Origin of the sequence: Rhodococcus cerastii (assembly GCF_033042195.1) — a bacterium.
In the GTDB taxonomy this organism is placed as follows: Bacteria; Actinomycetota; Actinomycetes; order Mycobacteriales; family Mycobacteriaceae; genus Rhodococcoides.
This window is the reverse complement of record NZ_JAWLKF010000012.1, coordinates 63,520-83,464: the sequence shown is the minus strand read 5'-3', so window position 1 is coordinate 83,464 and position 19,945 is coordinate 63,520. Positions and strand designations below refer to the sequence as shown.

Sequence of the window (19,945 nt, the reverse complement as noted above, 5' to 3'; positions counted from 1 at the left end):
TGCCCAGCTCAGAGCCTCTATGCAAGTGCCATCACGAACAAGCTGCGCACCAGCATTACCGGCGCGGAACCGACTGCTCGCTCTGTGATTGCCCCCGTTACCGGGGGCGGATGTCGTTGTTGTCGAGATGGTGGCCCAGAAAATAGTTTGCCCGGGCAAAAACAATCCTACCGTCCGATCGAGTGCGAAGAACAAACCGATTCGTTAGGATTAGGGGCCTGGATACAGGCAATACGGACAAATGCGGCTCGGGGACCGTCCGACATTCGATCCGGTAGGAGAGGCTTCATGTCGAACGATGCAGTGCTGGACAGGCTCGGGACCAGCCTACGAGTCCTCGAACTCGACCCCATCAGTTACCGGCCACACCCGATACACAATCACGACCGCATCTGGACCGAAACCAATTGCTACGTCGACCTGTGGATCGAAGTTCTGCACTCCTTCGGTGCCGATCCCACTCCTGCGCTCGCCTTCGTGCTGAGCGCGGGATGCGACGGGCGACAGTGGGACTTCGTGAAGATCGCGCCCGAGGACCTCCGCGCCCTGTACGGCATCGGCGTCGCTGAGATGAACGTGTGGCGTCCTGTACTCGAGCACGTCGTCGAAGGCCTGGAAGACGGCATCCACGTCACCGTGGAGGTCGACGGCTTCTGGCTGCCCGACACCGCGGGGACCAGTTACCGCAATCAGCACACCAAGACCACCATCGTGCCGAACCTCGTCGATCGCGAGGGCAAGGTGATGGGGTACTTCCACAATCGCGGCTACTTCGAGCTCACCGGAGCCGATTTCGACGGGATCTTCAATCTCGCTCCGGAACCGCATGCCGAGGTGTTGCTGCCGTACGTCGAGCAGATCAAAGTGGACTCCACCGTGCTCGACGCCGGTTTCGAGGATCGTGATCTCGATGTCGCTCGCGCACACCTGGCCCGCCGCGCTCCGGGCAATCCGGTCGATGCACTGGCCCGCCGCGTCATCGCCGACATCCCGCTCGTGCAGACCGCGGGTCCCGACGCATTCCACCTGTGGTCGTTCGGCCTGCTCCGCCAATTCGGTGCAACGGCAGAACTCGCGGCCAACTACGTGCACTACCTCGAAGGCAGAGGCGTGACGGGTGCCGCCGCGGCCGCTCCGTATTTCCTCGACGCGGCCTCCGGTGCCAAGGCCGTTCAGTTCCGGATGGCCCGCGCCGCACGTGGCCGGGATGTGGTGCTCGACGAGCCGCTGATCGAGATGAGCAAGAACTGGACGGCGGCCATGGACATCGTTGCAGGTGCATTGGGCACGTGATCGATCTGCTCGACGGCGCTCGGTGGCGGCTGGCCCGAACCGACGCCGGTTCCGTTCTCGCCCCCGGCGACCTACCGGACGAGCTCGACTGGATCGACGCGGTGGTGCCGGGCACGGTTGCCACCGCGCTGGGGCACGCACTCGCAGTGAATCCGGACGACCACGACTGGTGGTTCGTCGCCGACGTCTCCACCGGCGGCCATCGCCGGGTGCGAGCGAGATTCGGTGGCATCGCGACCCGTGCTCAGATCTGGATCGATGGTATTCATCGCAGGACCGTGACCTCGATGTTCGTTCCCGAGACTCTCGATCTGTCGGACTGTGGTGACACCGTCACCATCGCCGTCCACATCGAATCGCTGGCAGCACATCTGAAGTCTCGACGCCCCCGCGGTCGGTGGCGATCGTCGCTGATCGCTGCCCAAGGGCTGCGACACGAGCGGACGACCATGCTCGGACGCGCACCCGTGTACGGGCCCCTTCCGGTACCCGTCGGACTTTGGCGCCCGGTGTCGATGACGGTGATCCCCGAGGTTCGTCGCGTCGCCCTGTCGACGACGGTATCCGGTACGGACGGCATCGTCGCACTGCGCGCCGACCTGGATGCTCCGGGGGTGGCTCGAATCATGATCGACGACAGGGCCTTCGAGCTCGGAACCGTCGAGCGTATCGACTCGGCGGTGACGCTGCCCGACGTCGAACTCTGGTGGCCCCACACACACGGCCGACCGCGAACGTATCGCGTCGCGCTCGAGGTGGACGGCACCCTGCATTCCATGGGCGTCGTCGGGTTTCGTACGGTGGATCTGGACCGTACGGCCGGCGGCGCAGTACTGACGGTCAACGGCGAGAGCGTCTTCTGCCGCGGAGGAACGTGGACCCCGCTGGACCCGGTGCGGTTGTGGTCGCCGGAGCCCGATCTGCGGGCGGCGCTCGAGCAGTTCCGATCGGCGGGCCTGAACATGGTGCGCGTCGTCGGCACCCTGGTGTACGAGCAGCCCGAATTCTGGTCCCTGTGCGCAGAATTGGGCATCATGGTGTGGCAGGACGTCATGTTCGGCACCATCGACCCGCCCACCGATGACACGTACACCGCAGCGGTCACCCGCGAGCTCGGCGCATTCGCAGACGCCGTCTCGGCCAACCCGGCCCTGGTTGTCGTCAGTGGCGGAAGTGAGACTCAGCAGCAACCCACGATGTTGGGGATTGCAGCCGACGATCAACGAATGGTGATGCTGGACAGCATTATTCCCGAATTCCTCGCCGATCGTGTACCCGGAGTCGCATACGTGACATCGAGCCCGTCCAGTGCTCAGGGCGAGTTGCACACGCATGTGGGCGACGGCATCGCGCACTACTTCGGGGTGGGCGGCTACCTCCGACCACTGTCCGATATCCGCACTGCCGGCGTGCGTTTCGCAGCAGAGTGTCTGGCCTTCGCAGTCCCCCCGGAACGGGCGCAGGTGGAGAAATTCTTCGGGTCCGCGGCCGTCGCCGGTCACCACCCGGACTGGAAGGCCGCGATCCCACGTGACCGCGGCTCGTCCTGGGATTTCGAGGATGTGCGAGATCACTACGTACGCACGATCTTCGGCGTCGACCCCCACCTGATTCGGCGCGACGACGCAGAACTGTACCTCGATTACGGTAGGGCGGCGATCGTCGAAGCGTTCACCGAAGCGTTCGGCCACTGGCGTCGAGCATCCTCGGGGTGTGCCGGAGCCCTCGTGCTGACGCTACGAGATACTGTGCCCGGCGCAGGCTGGGGCATCGTCGATACCGCCGGCGTGCCCAAGGCTCCCTTCTACGCGTTGGCGCGGGCAAGCGCCCCGGTGGCACTGCTGTTGTCCGACAACGGACTCGACGGCTACTCGGTGGAACTGGTCAACGACGGACCGGCACTCTCGGGCACTATCCGATTGGTGTTGCACGCTTCTCGCGGCAGCCACGAGTTCGAGCGCACGGTGAACGCCCCAGCGAACGGGTCCATCGCAGTGACGGTGGATTCCATCGTCGGCACCTTCACCGACGTCAACCACGCCTACCGCTTCGGCAGTCGAACCTACTCCGCCGTCACGGCCGCGTTACTGGACGACAGCGGCGTGGAGGTGACGCGAACCACCGCGCTCGTCGGCGCGCAGAGCCGTCAGAACACGGTGGGATTGACCGCAGAGGTCACCGAAAGAGATTCTGGAACATGGGAATTGACTGTCCGGTCCGACTGGCCTGCGCAGTACGTCTGCGTCGACATCGACGGCTTCGAGGTATCCGACTCGTGGTTCCACCTGGCACCGAACGAACCTCGTACGCTGACTCTCGTCGGTCGTGGCGCGAGTGCCCCGCGCGGACATGTGCGCGCGCTGAATTCGATCGAGCGGGCCTCGGTGGCACCGCGGCCGTGAGCAGCCTGGGTCGTGAGCAGAAATTCGTAGTGGGCTACGAAGTTTCGTGCACGTGCCGCTAGCGGCTCGTGCTGAGTTTGCCTCGGGCATAGCCGATTCCGGCCGCCCCGACACTGGCGACCACGGCCATCGCACCCCACGCGCGTGCCGGGTTGCCGCGCACAGCGGCGCTGGTCTCCCGGCCGACTGCGCGAGGCAGGATCTTGGCGGTGTAGGCCCGCTCCGAGGACAGTGCGTCCTCGGCCCCGATCAACCGGGCGATGGCGGCCTTGGACACGCCCTCGGCGTAGCTGCGCGTGATGAGGTAGCGCGGACGAGTGCGGTCGGCACTGACCGTGTGATCGACGACGATCGATGGATCGAACACGATCTGCGCGTCCGGATGCGTCTGGCGCAGTCGGATGCACAGCTCCGTCTCCTCGCAGCCGAGCGGGACGCGTCCGATCCGGCCGATGCCGGAGACGAATCCGCCGAGTGCGACGACGGGCTCACGGCGGAACGACATGTTCGCGCCCATGAGATTGCGGACCTGGGCGGTTTCCGTTGGCTGCCCGCGGTAGGTGCACCCGACGACCCAATCGAGTTCGCCGGGTTCACCCACTACCTCGGCCGGTAAGAAGGCCGGACGCTTGTCCGGCCATACCGGGTATGCAGAGCCCCCAACGGCGTACACGGCATCGTCCGAGTAATGGGACAGAATGGCTCCGAGCCACTCTGTGGTGCGCGGTGACGCGTCGTCGTCCAAGAAGACGACGATCTCACCGGTTGCAAGATCGAGCGAGGTGTTGCGCGCTCCCGAGAGGCCGCGAGGGTGGTTGTTCTCCACCACGTTCACGGTCCGGTGCAGCGGCGAGAACTCGTCGCGTGCACGTTCGGCCAGTTGCGCATTGTGATCGATGACGATGATCAGTTCGTCGGCAGGCACATCCTGATCGAGGACGGCCGATACGGCGGCCCGGAGTTCGGACCATCGAGCCAACGTGTACGCGCAGATGACAACCGAGGAAGTCGGCAGACTCACGCCGTCTTCTCGCGGAGTTCGAGAACCTCGTTGTACGACTCCAGAGCCTCGAACTCGAGGTCCATGTCGGTACGGGCGTCGATCGACTCTCGCAACGGACGGGCGATGGACTTGCGGGCGATCTTGCGTGCCCGCAAGCGCTCGGTCATCAGGGTGCGTAGCACCCGGAAGCCGTCGGAGAAGGTGCGCAGATTGCTCTGGCCGTAGATGCGGGCCAGCTCGACGCTCGGCACTTCCTCGATGCGCACGGACGCCTCGGCGAAGCGGCAGTTGATGATGGTCTCGATCTCGAAACCGTCGCCCCAGAGCATCATGCCCTCGGCACCCGGCTGATCGACTACGGGCAGGTCTAGGACCGGCACCAGATCGCGCCAGAAGGCGTTGTAGCCGTAGCAGAGATCCGAGAAGCGAGTTCCGAAGAGCGTGTTGGCCACGAGGTGCAGGCCACCGTTGCCGGCGCGGCGCAGCGGCGTGATGTCGTGGCTTCCGCCACCCTCGCAGAACCGGCTGCCCTTGGCGAAGTCGGCACCGGCGATCAAGGCGTCGACGAAGCGCGGGATCTCGGCAGCATCGGCGGAACCGTCGGCGTCGAACATGACGATGATGTCACCGGTAGCGGCCTCGAAGCCGCAGGCGAGCGCGTTGCCCTTGCCCTTGCGGGTCTGCTTGATGATGCGAATGTCACCGCGGATCTCGCGTGCCGCGTCGATGGTGCCGTCGACGGATCCACCGTCGACCAGCACGAGCTCGTAGTCGTGAGAGAGCAGGGGGAGGACGTGGCGAAGGTTCGCGGCCTCGTTGAGCGTCGGGATGACGACACTGACGCGGGGATTCTGACGATTCAACATATCCATTCCACATGGGTCGAGTGCGATGGGCAGATGTCTCCGAACTCCGTGAATCGACCCCCGCCGCATCCACAGACAGTGTCCTGACGTTCGTTCCGAAGCGTAAGAACCTGTTTCCTTTGACTGAAAGCAAGCTTAAAAGAAGCTACGAGTTTGTCAAGCCGCGAACAAACCAACTGGGAGATTGTTTGGAGATACACGTCATAGTTTGTGACGAGATCAACGCGATCGGTACTGGTAGACGATCGTGTTGGTGTCCTGATACCGCACCGACCACGCCGAGTTGGTGGCGAGCCACTGCCGGAAACGTGCGACCGCGTCGTCGGCGACGAACCCGTAGTACTGCATCGCCTCGAGCGACTGACGGGTCAGGACCATGTAGGTGGGTGTGTCGCTGACCGACGCGTTGTAGTCGATCTGGCCGAGCTTCTCCGGCGTCGGGAATCCTTCCATGTACTCGGGGCCCAGCGCGTAGAGCGGGACGTCCCAGTACTCGTTGGCCTCCGTCAGGCGCCCGTAGTCCGACGTCGACCGGGCCGGGTAGCCCGAGGAGTACAGCATCGTGACCGCGGTGCCGGACGGTGACTGTGCGGCGACCGCGCGGGCGTCGTCGATCTGGTCGCGGTGTTCGAGCACGATCGGCCACAGGCCGAAGTAGCTCTGCAAGCCCAGCACGGCACTGCCGAGAGCCCCGGCCGTCGCGACCGCAACCGATGTCCGGGCGGTGAGCCTGCGGGCCCGGGACGGGCGATCCTGGGAGGGCTTGCGATCGAACAGGGCCAGGAACAGCGGCGTGATCAACAGCACGCAGCCGGGAATCGCGTACAGGTACACCCGGAAGATCGCTTCGCCGCCGTAGCTCTGCCCGGCGAGCAGCATGATCGATCCGAACGCCATCACCATCGGTGCCCAGAACGTCTTCTTGGTACGCCAGGCGTAGATCGCCGAGACGAACGCCAGCACGAACACCCCGCCGGACAGTGCGCGGCAGACCAGGGACGTGATCTGTTTGCCGAGCACGCCCTCCGCCTCGACGTTGCTCGCGGCGTTCTGTACGGGGTCGAACCCCTGGAAGAGTCCGTACGGTGCCACGATCGGCAGTCGCGGATACAGGTATCCGAGCAGGATGATCCCGAGAGGAATCATCAACCACCACGGCTTGGCTCGCCGCGTCACCAGCAGCACGCCGGTGACGGCCATCAGCCAGTACGGCGTCAGCTGGTGCGTGGGGACCAGCGCCGCGAACGGAACGATCGACAGGAACGCCGCGGACCGGGTGAGCGAGGAGGACATCAGCAGCGCCAGGAAGCCCACGGCGAGCAGAACGGCCCACGCCTGCGGTGAGTAGTAGTCCTGGCCCACCCAGTTGATGACCTCGGCGAGCATCGCCGCCGTGATCGCGGCGCGTTTGTCGAACTTCATGACCCGCGCCAGTCCGTAGACGGCCGCCGCGAGCACCACGTGGATCATCGGCGCGAACACGTGCGCCAGAGCCAGCGTGTCGTATCCGGTGACGTGCTGGAACCAGGCCGAGACGAGGAAGAAGCTGGGCCACTCGCTGTAGATGTCGACGCCGCTCGGAGCCAGTCGGTTCAGATCGAGCACGAACTCGGTGACGGCGACGTGCTTGTACGTCCAGTCGTAGATCGGAGCGGAGGTGACGAGGGTGACGGTGAATCGCTGCACCACGATGGCCAGGCCGATGGCGAGCAGCATGGTGCGCAGCTGATGACGCCGCAGCGCGATCAGGAACGCCGCCATTATCAGCACCATGCACAGCACCAAACCAGGGCCGGTTCCGGCGGTCAGCAGCCCGAACTGCGAGTACGTTGCGCGCTCGAGACCGGGCAACAACGGCAGCCACAGAAAGAACGCCAACGCCAGAATCAGGCCGGCAACATTGCGTCGCAACGTCTCTCGGTCGGTCAGAGCGAATTTCACGGAAGCGAGGGCGGACGTTCGCGACGACGGCGAGACGACCTCACGTGCCTGCGCCACCCAGACCGGCAGGTCGGGACGGCCGTGCTTGCGGTACCAGAGCACCGACGAGCCGATCAGGGCCAGGCACAGCCACAACGTCCACATCCGGGGCGACCAGCGGTAGCCCCACATCGCCGCCGACACCATCAGTGTCACCACCGAGATACTCAGAATCGGCAGGGCGGCAGGAACCGCGGTGCGCGGGATGCGCACCCACGACAGGATCGCGGCACCGGGTCCGAAGAACAGCAGGACCGTCAGAAGCACGACGCGAACCAGCGTCGGCAGCGCGATCATCGAGGCCAGGCCGGACAGGGCGGCGAGGACGCTGATGTCGGAGTAGCGCAATCGGCTACCCGCGCGCCGCCGTGTGCCTGCAGCGGAGTCGGTGGTGCCGACGGGCCAATCGGTCCAGTCGGACGGAACGAACAGCTTGTGCCGCAGATCTGCGATGGACCGGTATCCGGAATCAGTCGAGGACAGGTTCACGGCTCACCCCCGCCAGCGGAGTGCGCTCGCGACCTTCGCGCCTGCTGCGCCGGATGGCCGCGGGGCCCTTGGCGATGGAGAGCAGTTCCATCCGGCCGATACCGTCGGGCAGGTCGGCAGCGAGATCGTCGGGAGGGGAGGCGACCTTGCTCATCTTGGCCGACAACCGAATTGCGCTGCCGAGTCGGCGGGCGGCAACCTTCGCCGCGAGGCTCGCGGATCTGCGGTCGGTGGCGACCGTGTACAGCCACGCGCCGAGCCCGAGTCCGTACCCGCGCGCCTGGACCGCCAACGCCTCGGGATCGGCGCGGTGACGGTGCCACACGATGGCCGCAGGCTCGTACACCAGCTTGTCGCCGGCCATCAGCACCCGGAAGAACATGTCGAGATCCTCACCGCCGTTGGTCGGCGATCCCACTCCCAATGCCTCGTCGAATCCTCCCAGATCGAACATCCGTCCGCGGTCGACCGCGAAATTGGCTCCGGTTCCGTACATCCCGACCTGGAACGGAAACAGCGGCACGTCGGCCGGTGGATTCTTCAGGTCGTAGACCCGGGGCGTCACCGAACTCGCCCATCCGACGCGGCGATCGAAGTACGCCTGCGCCTGAGTGCGGATCTCCCCACTCGGCACGATGCCGGACACGCACGTGACCCGCTCGGCCCGCCCGAAGCCGCGGGCGATGCTGCGCAACCACCTCGCGTCGACGGCGACGTCGTCGTCGGTGAAGGCGACGATGTCGTGCCGCGCTGCTCGTAACCCCGTGTTCCTGGCTCTCGACAGACCCGCCGTCGGCTCGGACACGACGCGAACACGGGAGTCGTCCAACCCGCGAACGTACTGCTGCGTGGCGTCGGTCGGAGACGCATTGTCGACGACGACCACCTCGAAATCCGGGTAGTCCAGAGCGGACACCGACGCGAGCGCGCCCTGCAGATGATCGACTCGGTCACGAGTGCAGATCACCACGGTGATCGGCGGCAACGCTCGATCGGTCTCGGGAACGGCATCGGGCATCGGAACCTGGGCGAGCGACATCGCCGCCCTCCGTGCATCGTCTGCCGCGACCGCGCCGTCGACGACATCGAGTTCGACGAAGCCCAGCGGGTCGGGTCCGCGTCGGATCAGCAACCGGGCACGGTGGTAACCGTCGGAACCGTCGAGTACGAGAGAGTCCGGAAGATCCTGCTCCAGGTCGATGTCACCGATCCACACGGCACCGTCCCATTCGGGAGACTGCAGTCTGGGGAGCGCGGGAGGTAACACGGGGAGGGTCCTTTCGGGTGACACGTACGGGCAGGTGGAGCGGGGTCTCAGTCGGCGCGATACCGCACCCAGTCGACCGCCATGGTCGCCGGGAACGGCGTGGAGTTGTCGGTGGGGCCGGGCCAGTCACCGGCGACGGCGACGTTGAACAGCAGGAAGAACGGCTTGTCGAAGACCCAGTAGTCGTTGCCGCCGGTGAGGTCTGCCGGAGTGATCGTGGCCAAGGTGGTGCCGTCGATGCCGGTGGTCACGCGGCCGGGAGAGCGCTCTACCCAGTAGGTATGGAAGTTCTCGGACAGTGGCTCGGGCGGAATCCCGCCTGCGTCCACCTTCTGGCTGGTCAACGAATCGGGTTGGGGCGCATGGATTCCGGTGTGGTATTGATCGGCCTGGTTCAACGTCTCCATGATGTCGATCTCGCCGGACAGCGGCCAGCCGACCGAGTCCAGGTCGGTACCGAGCATCCAGAACGCCGGATGCAGTCCGGCTCCGGCCGGCATCTTGATCCTGGCCTCGATGCGGCCGTAGGTGAACTCGAACTTGTCCTTGGTGGTCACTCGGGCCGAGGTGTACCCGTCACCGTTGCGCATCGCGTTGATGACCATGTGGCCGTCACCGTCGAGAGACGAGTTCTCGGTCGAATCGGTGTAGTCCTGCTTCTCGTTGTTGCCCCAACCGGTCTGTCCGACATCGTGACTCCAACGGTCGTCCGACATGGCATCGCCCGCCGTGCCCGAGAAGTCGTCGTAGACGGTGAATCCGGGCTTGGCGGCTTCGGTATTGGACGCCGACGTCGTGGAGGTGGCGTCGACGGTGCCCTGCGCAGTGGAGTCGGGGTCGGCTTCGTCCGAGCGCTGCGTCATCCCGTACACGGTTCCGGCGACGACCAGACCCAGAACGACGAGGAACGCCAGAACGGAAGGCCAGCGTCGACGTGGAGGCTCGACGATGAGCCCGGTTCCTGGCAGCCGCGAAACCTCGACGGTCCCCGTTCCGGACTCGTGGCTCGATGCGGCATGACGACTCACGCGGTCTCGTCGACGTTCTTCGGAACTCGCGTCGCGTTGAACTGCGAGACCGACAGCACGACTATGCCCACGAGAAGCGCATAGGTGGCGATGCGTTCCATGCTTCCGATACCGAGACCGAACTCGTGACCGCTCATGTAGGCGAAGTAACCGGCCAGACCGACGGCACCGAGCGCGGTCACGACGATGCGAATACCGCGCGGCAGACTCCGGTGCCCGCCTGCGACGACGAGGCCGAAGTTTCCGAAGATGAAGAACGCGGTGGCTCCGAACGAGTGAATGGGGTAGTTCACGCCCTGGTTGACCAAGCCGGCGGTCATGGCACCCGCGCCGGCCACGAGGAAGAACGACGCGGCCCTGCCGTCGATCCGGCGAACGATGTACCAGGATGCGCCCACCGCGGCGATTGCCACACCGAACAGCACCATCGAGGCGTTCAGCAGCACGTAGAGCTGGCTGCACGGCCAGTTGCCGGTAGGCCCGCAGAAGGGAACTCCGAGCTCGCTGATGTAGTTGTTCCGGTAGCTGTAGAGACCCCGCCACGTGGCCGAGACGATGTACTCGACGAGAACGAACTGCACCACCGACAAGCCCGCCCACCGAGCGACGTGGGCAACGAAGACCGATCGCTTCGTTGCAGGCGCAACGGTGCTCGACGTCGGACTGTTCGCTTCGGGTTCGGTGGGGCGCTTCGCTTCGATGGTCATGCGGTCTTCTCCTGAGGGGCCAGCAATGCGAGGGGGTTCGCTGCTACGAGATCGAGTGCGGCTTGCACTGTGTGGCGATCGAAAACATTGTCGTGGAACGACGCCGAGACGAACACGACCGAACCGATGGTCTCCATCGTGATCATCACCGACTCCGGTAGTCCCGGATCGGCGATCACGAAGAAGGCGCGGTCGGCGGGCTCGGCAACCCAGGAGACCTGCTCCAACTGCCTGACCCTACCGAGATCGGAGTACATGAGCTGAACTCTGGGGCGAACCGGAACTTTGTCTCCGAACACCCCGGAGACGGCCTTGTGTTCACGCTTGTACCTGATGGTGCTGATCGTCGCGGATGCGATGGGACGGCCCTTGGCGATGGCACCGGACAGTGCCCCGTGCACCTCCCCGGCCGAGGTGGGATCGATGTCGGAGAAACGGATCCCGGCCGCGAAGTTGCCGAGCACCACCGTCGACGGTGGAAGATAGCGGCGGCAGTCGAACAGAAACGCCGCGGAACGATCGAGCGACAACGACGTGCGCGCGAACGCCGCAGCCACGGCGGCACACATCACCGCGCTGACGCTCGCGCCGGGCAGGTGGGATTCCCGCCACCGCCGGATCGCATCGGTGGTACCCGACTGCGTCACTACGGTGGCCACCGCCGCGGACGGTGCCCACGGCCGAAATGCCGTCGGCGACGCGGTGTCCGGCGCAGGCGCGGTGGCTGCGTATTCCGGGTTCGGGCCGGGACGAACGCGGTCGTGGATCGTGTCCAAGACTTTCCTGGGATTTCGAACGATCCAGCGCAACAGTGCTTTTCGGAGAGGATGACCGTCGACGGGCCTACTCGCCCACGCCGGGAGCGGGGCGTCGGGACGTGCGTCGGCCAAGTAGGCGAACAGGTCGACCGGCAACAGAGCGTCGCCGATACCGTGATTGAGATCGAGGAACAGGTAGCGACCGGCCAGACGGATCCGCAGAGTGATCTCGGGAACGGACGCGTGCGAGAACTCGGTGAGCTCCTTGGCCAACTGCTCGTGATCGACGGCGGGTCCCTCGACGATGTGCTCGACCACCCGCTCCGGCTCGTAGACCCAGCCGACCGAAGACTGGTCGGCGCGCAGGCCCAGCCGCGTCGCAGGACCGATCGAGGCCAGTGCGAGTACCCGGCTCCGCACTCGTGCGAGATCACCGAAGTCCGCGGGTCCCAGCACGGTCACGATGCGCGAATCGGACCGAAGCATGTCCAGTGAGCTGGCGCGATAGGTCTGAGTCATGGTGCCGTCCTGTGTTGAGCGTGGACAGGGATGCGACGCGGTGACGGTTCGTCGAGCTGCGGCCGGCCGTCCTGTGGCTCGCGGCGAGGCGGTTCGGCGTGGCGTGGCTCGCCGTGGCGGGGCTCGCGATGACGCGATCGAGGTGGACGGGCATCGCTGTCGTCGATCGGCCCGCGAGGTCCGGGGGAGCCCGACGGGCCCTGGTCGTCACCGGACTCGCCGTTGCTGCCTGCGGACAGCTCACGAATCCATCGGACGAGCGGCACGATCAGAACGAGTGCGCCGAACGCCTCCGCGGCGAGGTACGCCCAGCCGACGGCCGCGATGCCCATCGACGACGACAGTGCCACCGAACCGCCGATGATGATCGAGGTGGCCACCACCTGCACGATCACGGCCAGTCGCATGCGCCGACGGACCCGAGCCAAACCGTCGTACAGGGAACCGACGACGGAGAGCGGGATGGTCAGCGCGGCCAACTGCACGATGATGGTGCCCTGATCGCGATAACCCTGTCCGATCAGGCCGAGTCCGAACGGCGCGACGAACGCCAGGAAGATCGACCCACCCACCGCGACGATGCAGACCAGGGTCATGAACCGCTTCGTCAGGCGGTGGAACTGCGCGGGGTGGGCAGCGACCTCGGCGACGTACGGTCCGATCAACACGCTGATCAGAATGTACAGAGCACTGACGATCGACCAGGTGAGCGAGAAGTAGGCGTTCTGCTCGGCACCGAGGGTGGCGACGACGATCATCGGCACGAGCAGCGGAGCGAGCGAGCCGAGCGCGGTGATGCCGTACGCCGAACCGAAGTACGCCCACATCTCACGCCGGGGCGGCAGATCCGGCTTGCCGGCGTACCGCTGTTCGGTGCGGACGTTCTTCAGGATCGCGCGCAGGACGAAGATCGACGCCACGATCGCGGGGACGGCCCAGGCGGAGATGATCGAGGTACTGCGCTCGGTCGAGAAGAGCGCCAACAACAACACGAACTTGAAGACGGCGTGAAAGACGTTCTTGGCGGCCGCCCATCGGGCGACGCCCAGGCCGGAGGAGGTCTGATCCTGCAGCGCGAACACCGCGAGCACTGCGACGAAGAACGGGAACGAGACGATTTCGGCGGTATTGGTGAACATCTCGTCCACCGGCGCGACCAGCAGGAAGCCGCCGCCGAGCACGAACGCGAACGCGGTGACGGTGAGGTAGCCGCGCACGATGAACGACTTGGCCAACCGGCCCGAGATCGGCAGGAATCGCTCGTACATCGAACCGAGGCTCAGATTGGACAACGTGGAGAGCATCACCGCGGAGGTGATGACCGCCGACGCGCTGCCCACCTCGGCCACGGGATAGAGCCGACCGGCCGCAGCCCAGAACAGCAGGCCGAGTGCGCCGGTGATGGCCGTCGACAGCATCAGGGCCATCGAGTTGAGCGCGAGGTTGCGATCGGACGCCTTCGAACCCGGTCCCGTCTCGGGTGCCGGATGCTCGACGGGGTCGGCGATCGGAGACACATCGACCGAGTGAACGGGATTGTGCCGAGGCACGGTCGGCACCGGCATCGTCGGGCTGTTCATCAGGCCCAGGTCGAACCGCGCCGGTTCGACCGGGTACCACCGAAGTTGTTCGAGCTGCTCGTGTTTGGGTGGCGCAATCCTGGGAGCGCGGTGCTTCACAACCGAACCTTCCCCACCGGCACGGGAGGCGACGGAGCAGTGATCTCGAGGTCGAACGCAGCAGCAGTGGCCGCGAGAAGTTCGGCTCGGACGTTCTCGCGCAGGTCGCGACCGTAGAGCGAGTGATCACCGGACTCGAACGAGGTGACGGTGGGCACGGACGATCGGCGCTGGAGCCGGCGCATTCCCTCCGGGCCCCGATTGGCCTCGAACCAGGCGGTGTCGTTGGGGGAGAGCAGAACTCGTGTCTGCACCCGGCGGTCGCTGAGAATGCGCAACGAGATCTCGGGAACCTGGATCAATCCGCGCCGGCCGAGCCAGATCCACAGGGCATACGGGATTCGCGGCTGCAGTGCATTCTTGGTCCGTACACCCCAGTGGTGCAGACGGTCGAGTGCGCGAGCCTTCAGTCCCGTCTCCTCGATGTGCATCGAGGAACGCTTGACGAATTCGAGTCGACGAGTGGTCCAGTCCAGGGTGTTGAGCAGTACTGCGGCACGAACCCCCAGTTCCCGGGCGGCGAAGCTGGAATACCAGGAGCCCGAGCACATTCCGGCCACCAGGACGTTGTCCGGGGTCGACCCAGACTGCCGGACGGCGGTGAGTGCATCCTCGTTGCCCTCGTCGCTGTAGAGCCGGGTCAACTCCGTATCGGCCACGGTTCCGCTTTCGCCGGTGCCGCGACGATCGAAACGCACCGTGGCCACTCCGAAGCGAGGCAGTAGCCGCGCCAGTTCCACCCACATACGGACCGGACCGACACGGTGCTCGTTGGCGGTGGGATACAACACCACGGTCGGTCCTCCGGGCAGGCACAGATCCGAGGACGACCGAATCGCGAAAAGCTGCTGTGCGCCCAGGTATTCGATGCTCTCCTGAATTCCGTCGACCACTGATCGCGATCGACGCTCCACCGCGACGTCGGCCGCGGGCGTCGCGGGGAACTTCGAAGCCGTCCACGTCGCGAGGTAGGAGATGTCGGACGTCGGGATGACGACCTCGAAATCACTCGGCTCGAGAAAGTCGTCGTGCGCGGTCAGTGTGTGTTCCTGAGCCGAGAGAGTCTCGACGACCCTGCGTACCGGCTTGGTATCGGCTCGCTCGGCGCGCGTGGCCACCAGCACCGGCGCGTCCGTTCTCGTCTTCGCGGCATCGAGCACGGAGAAATCGGCAGCCGAATCGGGATGCAGCACAGCGCCGATGATCGACACCCTGGGATCTGCGTCGGAGTCGGTGGTCACGCTCACCGAATACAGCGCGCGCTGCTCGTGCAGATACGACCGTCCTCTGACCACCGGATCCCACAGCGTCATCGCGGTGAGCGGGCCACACTCGGCGGCGACCGAACACGCCAACAAGGCACCGACGCGCAGACCCACGAGACCGACGTCGTTCACCCCGCAACCACGAACGTAGGCGACGGCTTCGACGATGCTGCGCTGCCAGTGCGCCACCGCGTCGGGCTGATCCTGATCGCCCCACGAATCCCCGGTGCCGCGATAGTCGAACCGCAGCACCAGAAGTCCCTGCGCACACAGCTTCTGCGCGAGCAGGGTCATGCCGCGATACGAATCGACCTGTTCCTTGCCCAGTGGTGGGCACAGCACCACACCGCCGCGCGCCCGACCGCCGGACGGCACGTGGACGGTGCCGAACAGCGGTGAGTCGGCCGGGCCGAACCACATCGGGTACTTGCCGCCCGCCGTACGCGAAGAGCACTCGGCGGGAACTGAGCCGATGCGCCGGGGAGCGGTGCGGGAACTGTTCACAGTTTGGTCCTTCGTGTACGTACACGGGTGAAGCGGTATCGATCAGTTGCGCAGTGCGGCAGGCCAGGCCGATCGATCGAGTCCATGGGTGCGGAGCATCGCCAGGGCGATGCGTTCCATGCCGAAGCCGACGCAGGCGCTGTGGGCCGGTTCGCCGTCGACGGTCTCGATGCCGAAGGTGTGCCCGAAGTGATCGCGGTGGCAGTTGCACGAGACGACCGCGGTGCCCTCGTCGAGATCTCCGTAGAGCTTGACGACCAGTTCGGTCTTGAGGTTCTCGTTGCGCTGGTTCGCCGCGAGCATGCGTCCGGCGCGACCGAAGAACGGGTCGTTGGCGATGACCGCCTCGGCTTCCAACCCCAGATCTGCCAGCACCTGGAGACCGCGCGGTACCCAGCGTTCGCGGTGTGCGATCGCGTCTTCGGGGGTGCCGACTCGAACGAACTCGTGCATCCGAAATGCCTGCATCCGAGCCGGATCCACCGCGGGCTCGTGCCGGAAGCAGTAGCCGTAGATGTCCATCAGCGTGCCCTCGTCGGGCAGCGTGCCGGTGAGCATCGAGTACGACGGATGGCAGGCAGCCGAGACCAGCATGGTGCCCGCCGAATGCAGGAAGTGATCCCAGTCCTTGCCGTCGGATCGTTCCGCCAACAACGCAGCGTGTTCCTTGTTGTCGCCCTCGAACGTGTTGATGGCGCCGGTGAGGTTGGGGAACGACGCGATGTAGTCGGTGCGCTCGAAGGCTTCCCGAGGGAAGACCGGTGCGAACCGGAATCGAGTGGCCTGACGGCCGTGTTCGGCGACGCCTGCCTCGGTGACGCGGGCATCGACGAACTCGATGATGTCCTCGAATTCGCCACTGCGCCCGTACAATCCGGGGATCGAGCTGGGGACCAGCAAGCCGGCGTCGACGAGCTCGGCGCGGAAAGCGGCTCGGGCCGAGTCGAGTTCGCTGATGTCTGTTTCCGGTGCGGAGTGTGTGGTGGTCATCATTTGCCCTTGTAGACGAGGGAGAGCTGGGCGTTGTGCCCCAGGATGCGTTCGTTGCTGACCATGATCGCGGACCCGTGCGCGTCCCGAAGATGACGGCCGATGCTCATCTCGCCGTCCTGTCGGTACCCGGAGATGCCGCAGATCTGCAGTGCCTTGCCGACGATGTCGATGACGAGCGTCGACGCGGTGACCTTGACGTTGTTGATCTTGAGTGCGAAACCGATGGCTCCGAGCTCGGCGGAGCTCTCGGAGACGGCCTCGAACTTGGCTGCGGCACCGAACACCGTGTCCACCAACTGCTCGTGCACCACCATCAGCTCCGCGAGACGCAGCGCGCTCGGCGGCGGCGTTCCCGGAGTCTTGCGTGCGGCCTTCTGCACCGACTTGCGCGCCTTGGTGACCGCCGCGTCGGCGATGCCGAGCCACGCAGATCCCCACAGCACGTGCGCTACCGGAAGCATGGTCTGAGCGGAGATGTCGCCGTAGTTGTCGCCCAGGATGTTCGACGTCGTCGTGCGCGCGTCCAGCATGAAGCCGGGGCTGCAGGTGCCGCGAAAGCCGAGGGTGTCCCAGGTGCCGGTCTTGACGAGCGTCACGTCGGGCTTCTCGCACACCACGAGCACCTGATCGCTCGGCGGGCTGTCGACGCTGCGCCGCGCCGTCGCCAACACGATCTGCGCGTACTCGCCGTAGGAGATGACCGGTGCGTTCCTGCTGAGCGTGATCTGCTCACCGTCGTACTCCACCGCACAACTGCTCGAGCGGACGTCGCCGCCGATGTTGATCTCGGTGGTGGCCGACGCCACCAGTATGCGATCGGTCACGATGCGACGCTGCAGGTCTGCCATGGCGTCGGACTTGCCGTGGCGGACGATGCTGAGCACCTGTGACTGGTGCATCACGAAGATCATCGCGGTCGATGCGCACTCGGCACCGAGGGCGCGCGAGATCCGGGCTATGTCGGTCAGTGTTGCCCCGCCTCCGCCGAACTCCCGCGGAATTCCGACCCCGAGCAGGCCGGCGTCGCGCAGCGCATCCACCGATTCGGTGGGAAAACGGGCATCGCGATCGACCTCGTCGGCGTAGGTCCGCAGTACGGCCAGCACGTCGGTGATCGACTGGTCGATCGAGCTCTCGTAGACGGTGGTCATGGCCTCAGTCCGTCAGCTGGGCGATGGCCGCGGCGATCGCGTTGATGCTGCCGAACGTCGACTTCTGCAGCATGGTGTCGGGGAATTCGACGTCGAACTCGTCCTCGAGCGCGATCATCACGTTGACGCTGGCGTGCGAGGTGAGGCCGCTGTCGTAGAGATCGGCAGCTTCGTCGATGCCCTCAACGGGGACCGGCAGCTTTCCGAATTTCTCCAGAACGGTTCGCACTCGAACCACGTCGTGAGCATTGAGCGTCTGCATCGAAACCTCCACCGATCGCGTTAACCACGAGACCGGACGGCCTCGTCGTCGACTCAGGGTCGGCTGGCAGTGTGCCTTTTCGACCCAAAGTCTCCCCAGACCCTCTTAAACAATATCGCAGATTGTTTAGTAGCGTTACCGGGATGCCCGCATCGGGTATCCGAGCCGCCGTACACTTCGAGAGGAGCGGGGGCTCGTACGGACGCCGGATCGGGCGTCGAAACACAATCTGTGAAGGACTGTCTGGTCTATGGGTGGAGTCTGCGGGGTGTCAGTGGGTACCGGTGCCGTGCGCATCGCGTACATCGCCGACGGCCGCCGCGTCGAGGACTCCATCGACGCAGAGGGTGCGCACGACCTGCTGCCCGGCAAGCTCGTCGACCTCGGGCCGTTCGAGGACATCGTGCTCGCCGGATGGGACACCGCAGCCGTGACGGCGCTGCTGGAGACCCTCGGCGACGGCACCGTGCCGAACGCTCGCATGGTCGAGGAATCCCACGCCCTGCTCGCCTATGCCCGCACCGTTCCGGAACTGGCCGACAAGGACTACGTCCTGGTGGTGGATTTGGGCAAGAAGGGGTTTTCGGCCACCGCACTCGATGTGGCGGGCGAGTACGTCGAGTGGACCGCACGCACCGTCGACATCAGCGGTGACCGCTTCGACGAGGTGGTCCGCGGCATCGTGATGGCCAAGGGCATTCTGCCGGCTCCGGTCGGCCCCGAGGGCGATCAGGAGTACCAGGCCTTCTTCCGCGAGCTGAAGGAGTTGGTGAGCACGTCGGTGGGCGTCCGGGCACCCAACCGCGGCCCGATGTTGCTCAGCCGGAAGGAATTCGAGCGAGAGATCACACCGCTCGTCTCCGACGCCCTGGACTGGGCCTCCAAACAGGCACCCGATGCCGTACTGCTGATCGGTGGCGGTGCAGGCATCCCCGCGGTGCGCACCATCATCGAGGACAAGTGGAACGTTCCCGTCCACGTGCCCGACGACCCTGCAATGGCCATCGCCGAGGGTGCGGCACTCGACGAAAGACCCGCCGAAACCCCTTTCGACGGATCTCTCCATGCCGATGTGGGAATCATCACCGTCCCGGACGACGCGTCGGAGCTGATCGATGCGCCCGAGCTGCTCGCCGAGCCGGAGACGCTCGACTTCGACACCGTCGAGCCGGAGACGCTCGACTTCGACACCGTCGAGGAGTGGATGGTCGACGGCCTCACCGTCGACCAACTCGCGACCGAGGATCTGACGATCCCGTCGACCACCTTCGATACGGTCCCGGCCGACATAGATCTCGACGAACCTGCACTCCTGCAGCCCGAGGTGCTCGAACCCGCGGCACCCGAGCCGGGGGTCGTCGCCGAGCCGGTTCGCCGCGGCCGACGCACCTGGTCGATTCGAGACGCGTCCGTGCTCGCCGCCGTGAGTCTGCTGATCGTCGCGGTGGTGGGATTGGTGTTCACCCGGGGAAACACGCCGCCGCCCACTCCGCTGATCGACCAGCAGATTCCCACTGATTCCACGTTCGCCGCTGCGCTTTCTGCCGTCGCGGACCCGGCCGACGGGGTCGATCCGGGACCCGCCGAGCTGCCGGTGCTCGGGCCCGTTCGATTGTCCGACGCGGACCTGTACGAGCGGGAGTTCACCTACGCCGGCGAGCTGTACCTACCGACTGTCGATCCGGAGCTGCCGGAATAGACCTCGGGTCCGGTTCGAGCAGGCCGGGTGGGGAGCGCGACAGGTTTCACTACGCCCGGCTCCGCCCACCGCCGGGGCGC

The 19,945-nt window shown here is 65.6% G+C and carries 15 protein-coding genes; 3 read left to right on the top strand and 12 right to left on the bottom strand.

The genetic code is table 11. The features are described from left to right. Positions 1-288: 288 nt before the first annotated feature. Positions 289-1,293: a DUF1839 family protein gene (locus R3P93_RS19015; protein WP_121871045.1), complete on the top strand. Its 1,005-nt coding sequence runs from the start codon at positions 289-291 to the stop codon at positions 1,291-1,293. After that, positions 1,290-3,695, top strand: coding sequence for a glycoside hydrolase family 2 protein (locus tag R3P93_RS19010; RefSeq protein WP_121871044.1), 2,406 nt, complete (start codon positions 1,290-1,292; stop codon positions 3,693-3,695). Before R3P93_RS19015 ends, R3P93_RS19010 begins: the two co-directional genes overlap by 4 nt. Before the next feature lie 58 nt (positions 3,696-3,753). On the opposite strand, the gene R3P93_RS19005 is transcribed toward R3P93_RS19010, so the two are convergent. The 12 genes from R3P93_RS19005 to R3P93_RS18950 form a co-directional block, all read right to left on the bottom strand. Further along, entirely contained in the window at positions 3,754-4,716 is a 963-nt protein-coding gene (locus R3P93_RS19005) for a glycosyltransferase family 2 protein (protein WP_121871043.1), read from the bottom strand. Then, positions 4,713-5,570, bottom strand: coding sequence for a glycosyltransferase family 2 protein (locus R3P93_RS19000; RefSeq protein WP_121871042.1), 858 nt, complete (start codon positions 5,568-5,570; stop codon positions 4,713-4,715). Before R3P93_RS19000 ends, R3P93_RS19005 begins: the two co-directional genes overlap by 4 nt. Positions 5,571-5,783: 213 nt before the next feature. Beyond that, positions 5,784-8,033 carry a hypothetical protein gene (locus tag R3P93_RS18995; protein ID WP_094686912.1) on the bottom strand — a complete coding sequence of 750 codons (2,250 nt, stop codon included), beginning with the start codon at positions 8,031-8,033 and terminating at the stop codon, positions 5,784-5,786. After that, positions 8,014-9,300, bottom strand: coding sequence for a glycosyltransferase family 2 protein (locus R3P93_RS18990; protein ID WP_255183129.1), 1,287 nt, complete (start codon positions 9,298-9,300; stop codon positions 8,014-8,016). The genes R3P93_RS18995 and R3P93_RS18990 overlap by 20 nt, the downstream gene beginning before the upstream one ends. A 47-nt stretch (positions 9,301-9,347) precedes the next feature. Continuing rightward, a complete protein-coding gene (locus tag R3P93_RS18985) occupies positions 9,348-10,328 on the bottom strand; it encodes a glycoside hydrolase family 16 protein (protein ID WP_317533776.1) in 981 nt (326 codons plus the stop codon). Further along, positions 10,325-11,035, bottom strand: a complete 711-nt coding sequence (locus R3P93_RS18980) for a DUF998 domain-containing protein (RefSeq protein WP_094686911.1) — start codon at positions 11,033-11,035, stop codon at positions 10,325-10,327. The genes R3P93_RS18985 and R3P93_RS18980 overlap by 4 nt, the downstream gene beginning before the upstream one ends. After that, positions 11,032-12,312: a hypothetical protein gene (locus tag R3P93_RS18975; protein WP_317533775.1), complete on the bottom strand. Its 1,281-nt coding sequence runs from the start codon at positions 12,310-12,312 to the stop codon at positions 11,032-11,034. Before R3P93_RS18975 ends, R3P93_RS18980 begins: the two co-directional genes overlap by 4 nt. Then, positions 12,309-13,991, bottom strand: a complete 1,683-nt coding sequence (locus tag R3P93_RS18970; protein WP_197478142.1) for a lipopolysaccharide biosynthesis protein — start codon at positions 13,989-13,991, stop codon at positions 12,309-12,311. The genes R3P93_RS18975 and R3P93_RS18970 overlap by 4 nt, the downstream gene beginning before the upstream one ends. Further along, positions 13,988-15,760 carry an alpha/beta fold hydrolase gene (locus R3P93_RS18965; RefSeq protein ID WP_231893801.1) on the bottom strand — a complete coding sequence of 591 codons (1,773 nt, stop codon included), beginning with the start codon at positions 15,758-15,760 and terminating at the stop codon, positions 13,988-13,990. The genes R3P93_RS18970 and R3P93_RS18965 overlap by 4 nt, the downstream gene beginning before the upstream one ends. Before the next feature lie 42 nt (positions 15,761-15,802). Then, positions 15,803-16,750, bottom strand: a complete 948-nt coding sequence (locus tag R3P93_RS18960) for an amino acid--[acyl-carrier-protein] ligase (RefSeq protein ID WP_068055441.1) — start codon at positions 16,748-16,750, stop codon at positions 15,803-15,805. Further along, positions 16,750-17,904, bottom strand: coding sequence for an acyl-CoA dehydrogenase family protein (locus R3P93_RS18955; protein WP_317533774.1), 1,155 nt, complete (start codon positions 17,902-17,904; stop codon positions 16,750-16,752). The genes R3P93_RS18960 and R3P93_RS18955 overlap by 1 nt, the downstream gene beginning before the upstream one ends. Before the next feature lie 4 nt (positions 17,905-17,908). After that, positions 17,909-18,166 carry an acyl carrier protein gene (locus R3P93_RS18950; protein ID WP_032396368.1) on the bottom strand — a complete coding sequence of 86 codons (258 nt, stop codon included), beginning with the start codon at positions 18,164-18,166 and terminating at the stop codon, positions 17,909-17,911. A gap of 268 nt (positions 18,167-18,434) precedes the next feature. Here R3P93_RS18950 and R3P93_RS18945 point away from each other — a divergent pair, with 268 nt between their 5' ends. After that, the gene (locus R3P93_RS18945; RefSeq protein WP_317533773.1) at positions 18,435-19,865 is read left to right on the top strand and encodes a hypothetical protein; all 1,431 of its coding nucleotides are present in this window, start codon (positions 18,435-18,437) and stop codon (positions 19,863-19,865) included. Positions 19,866-19,945: the final 80 nt, after the last annotated feature.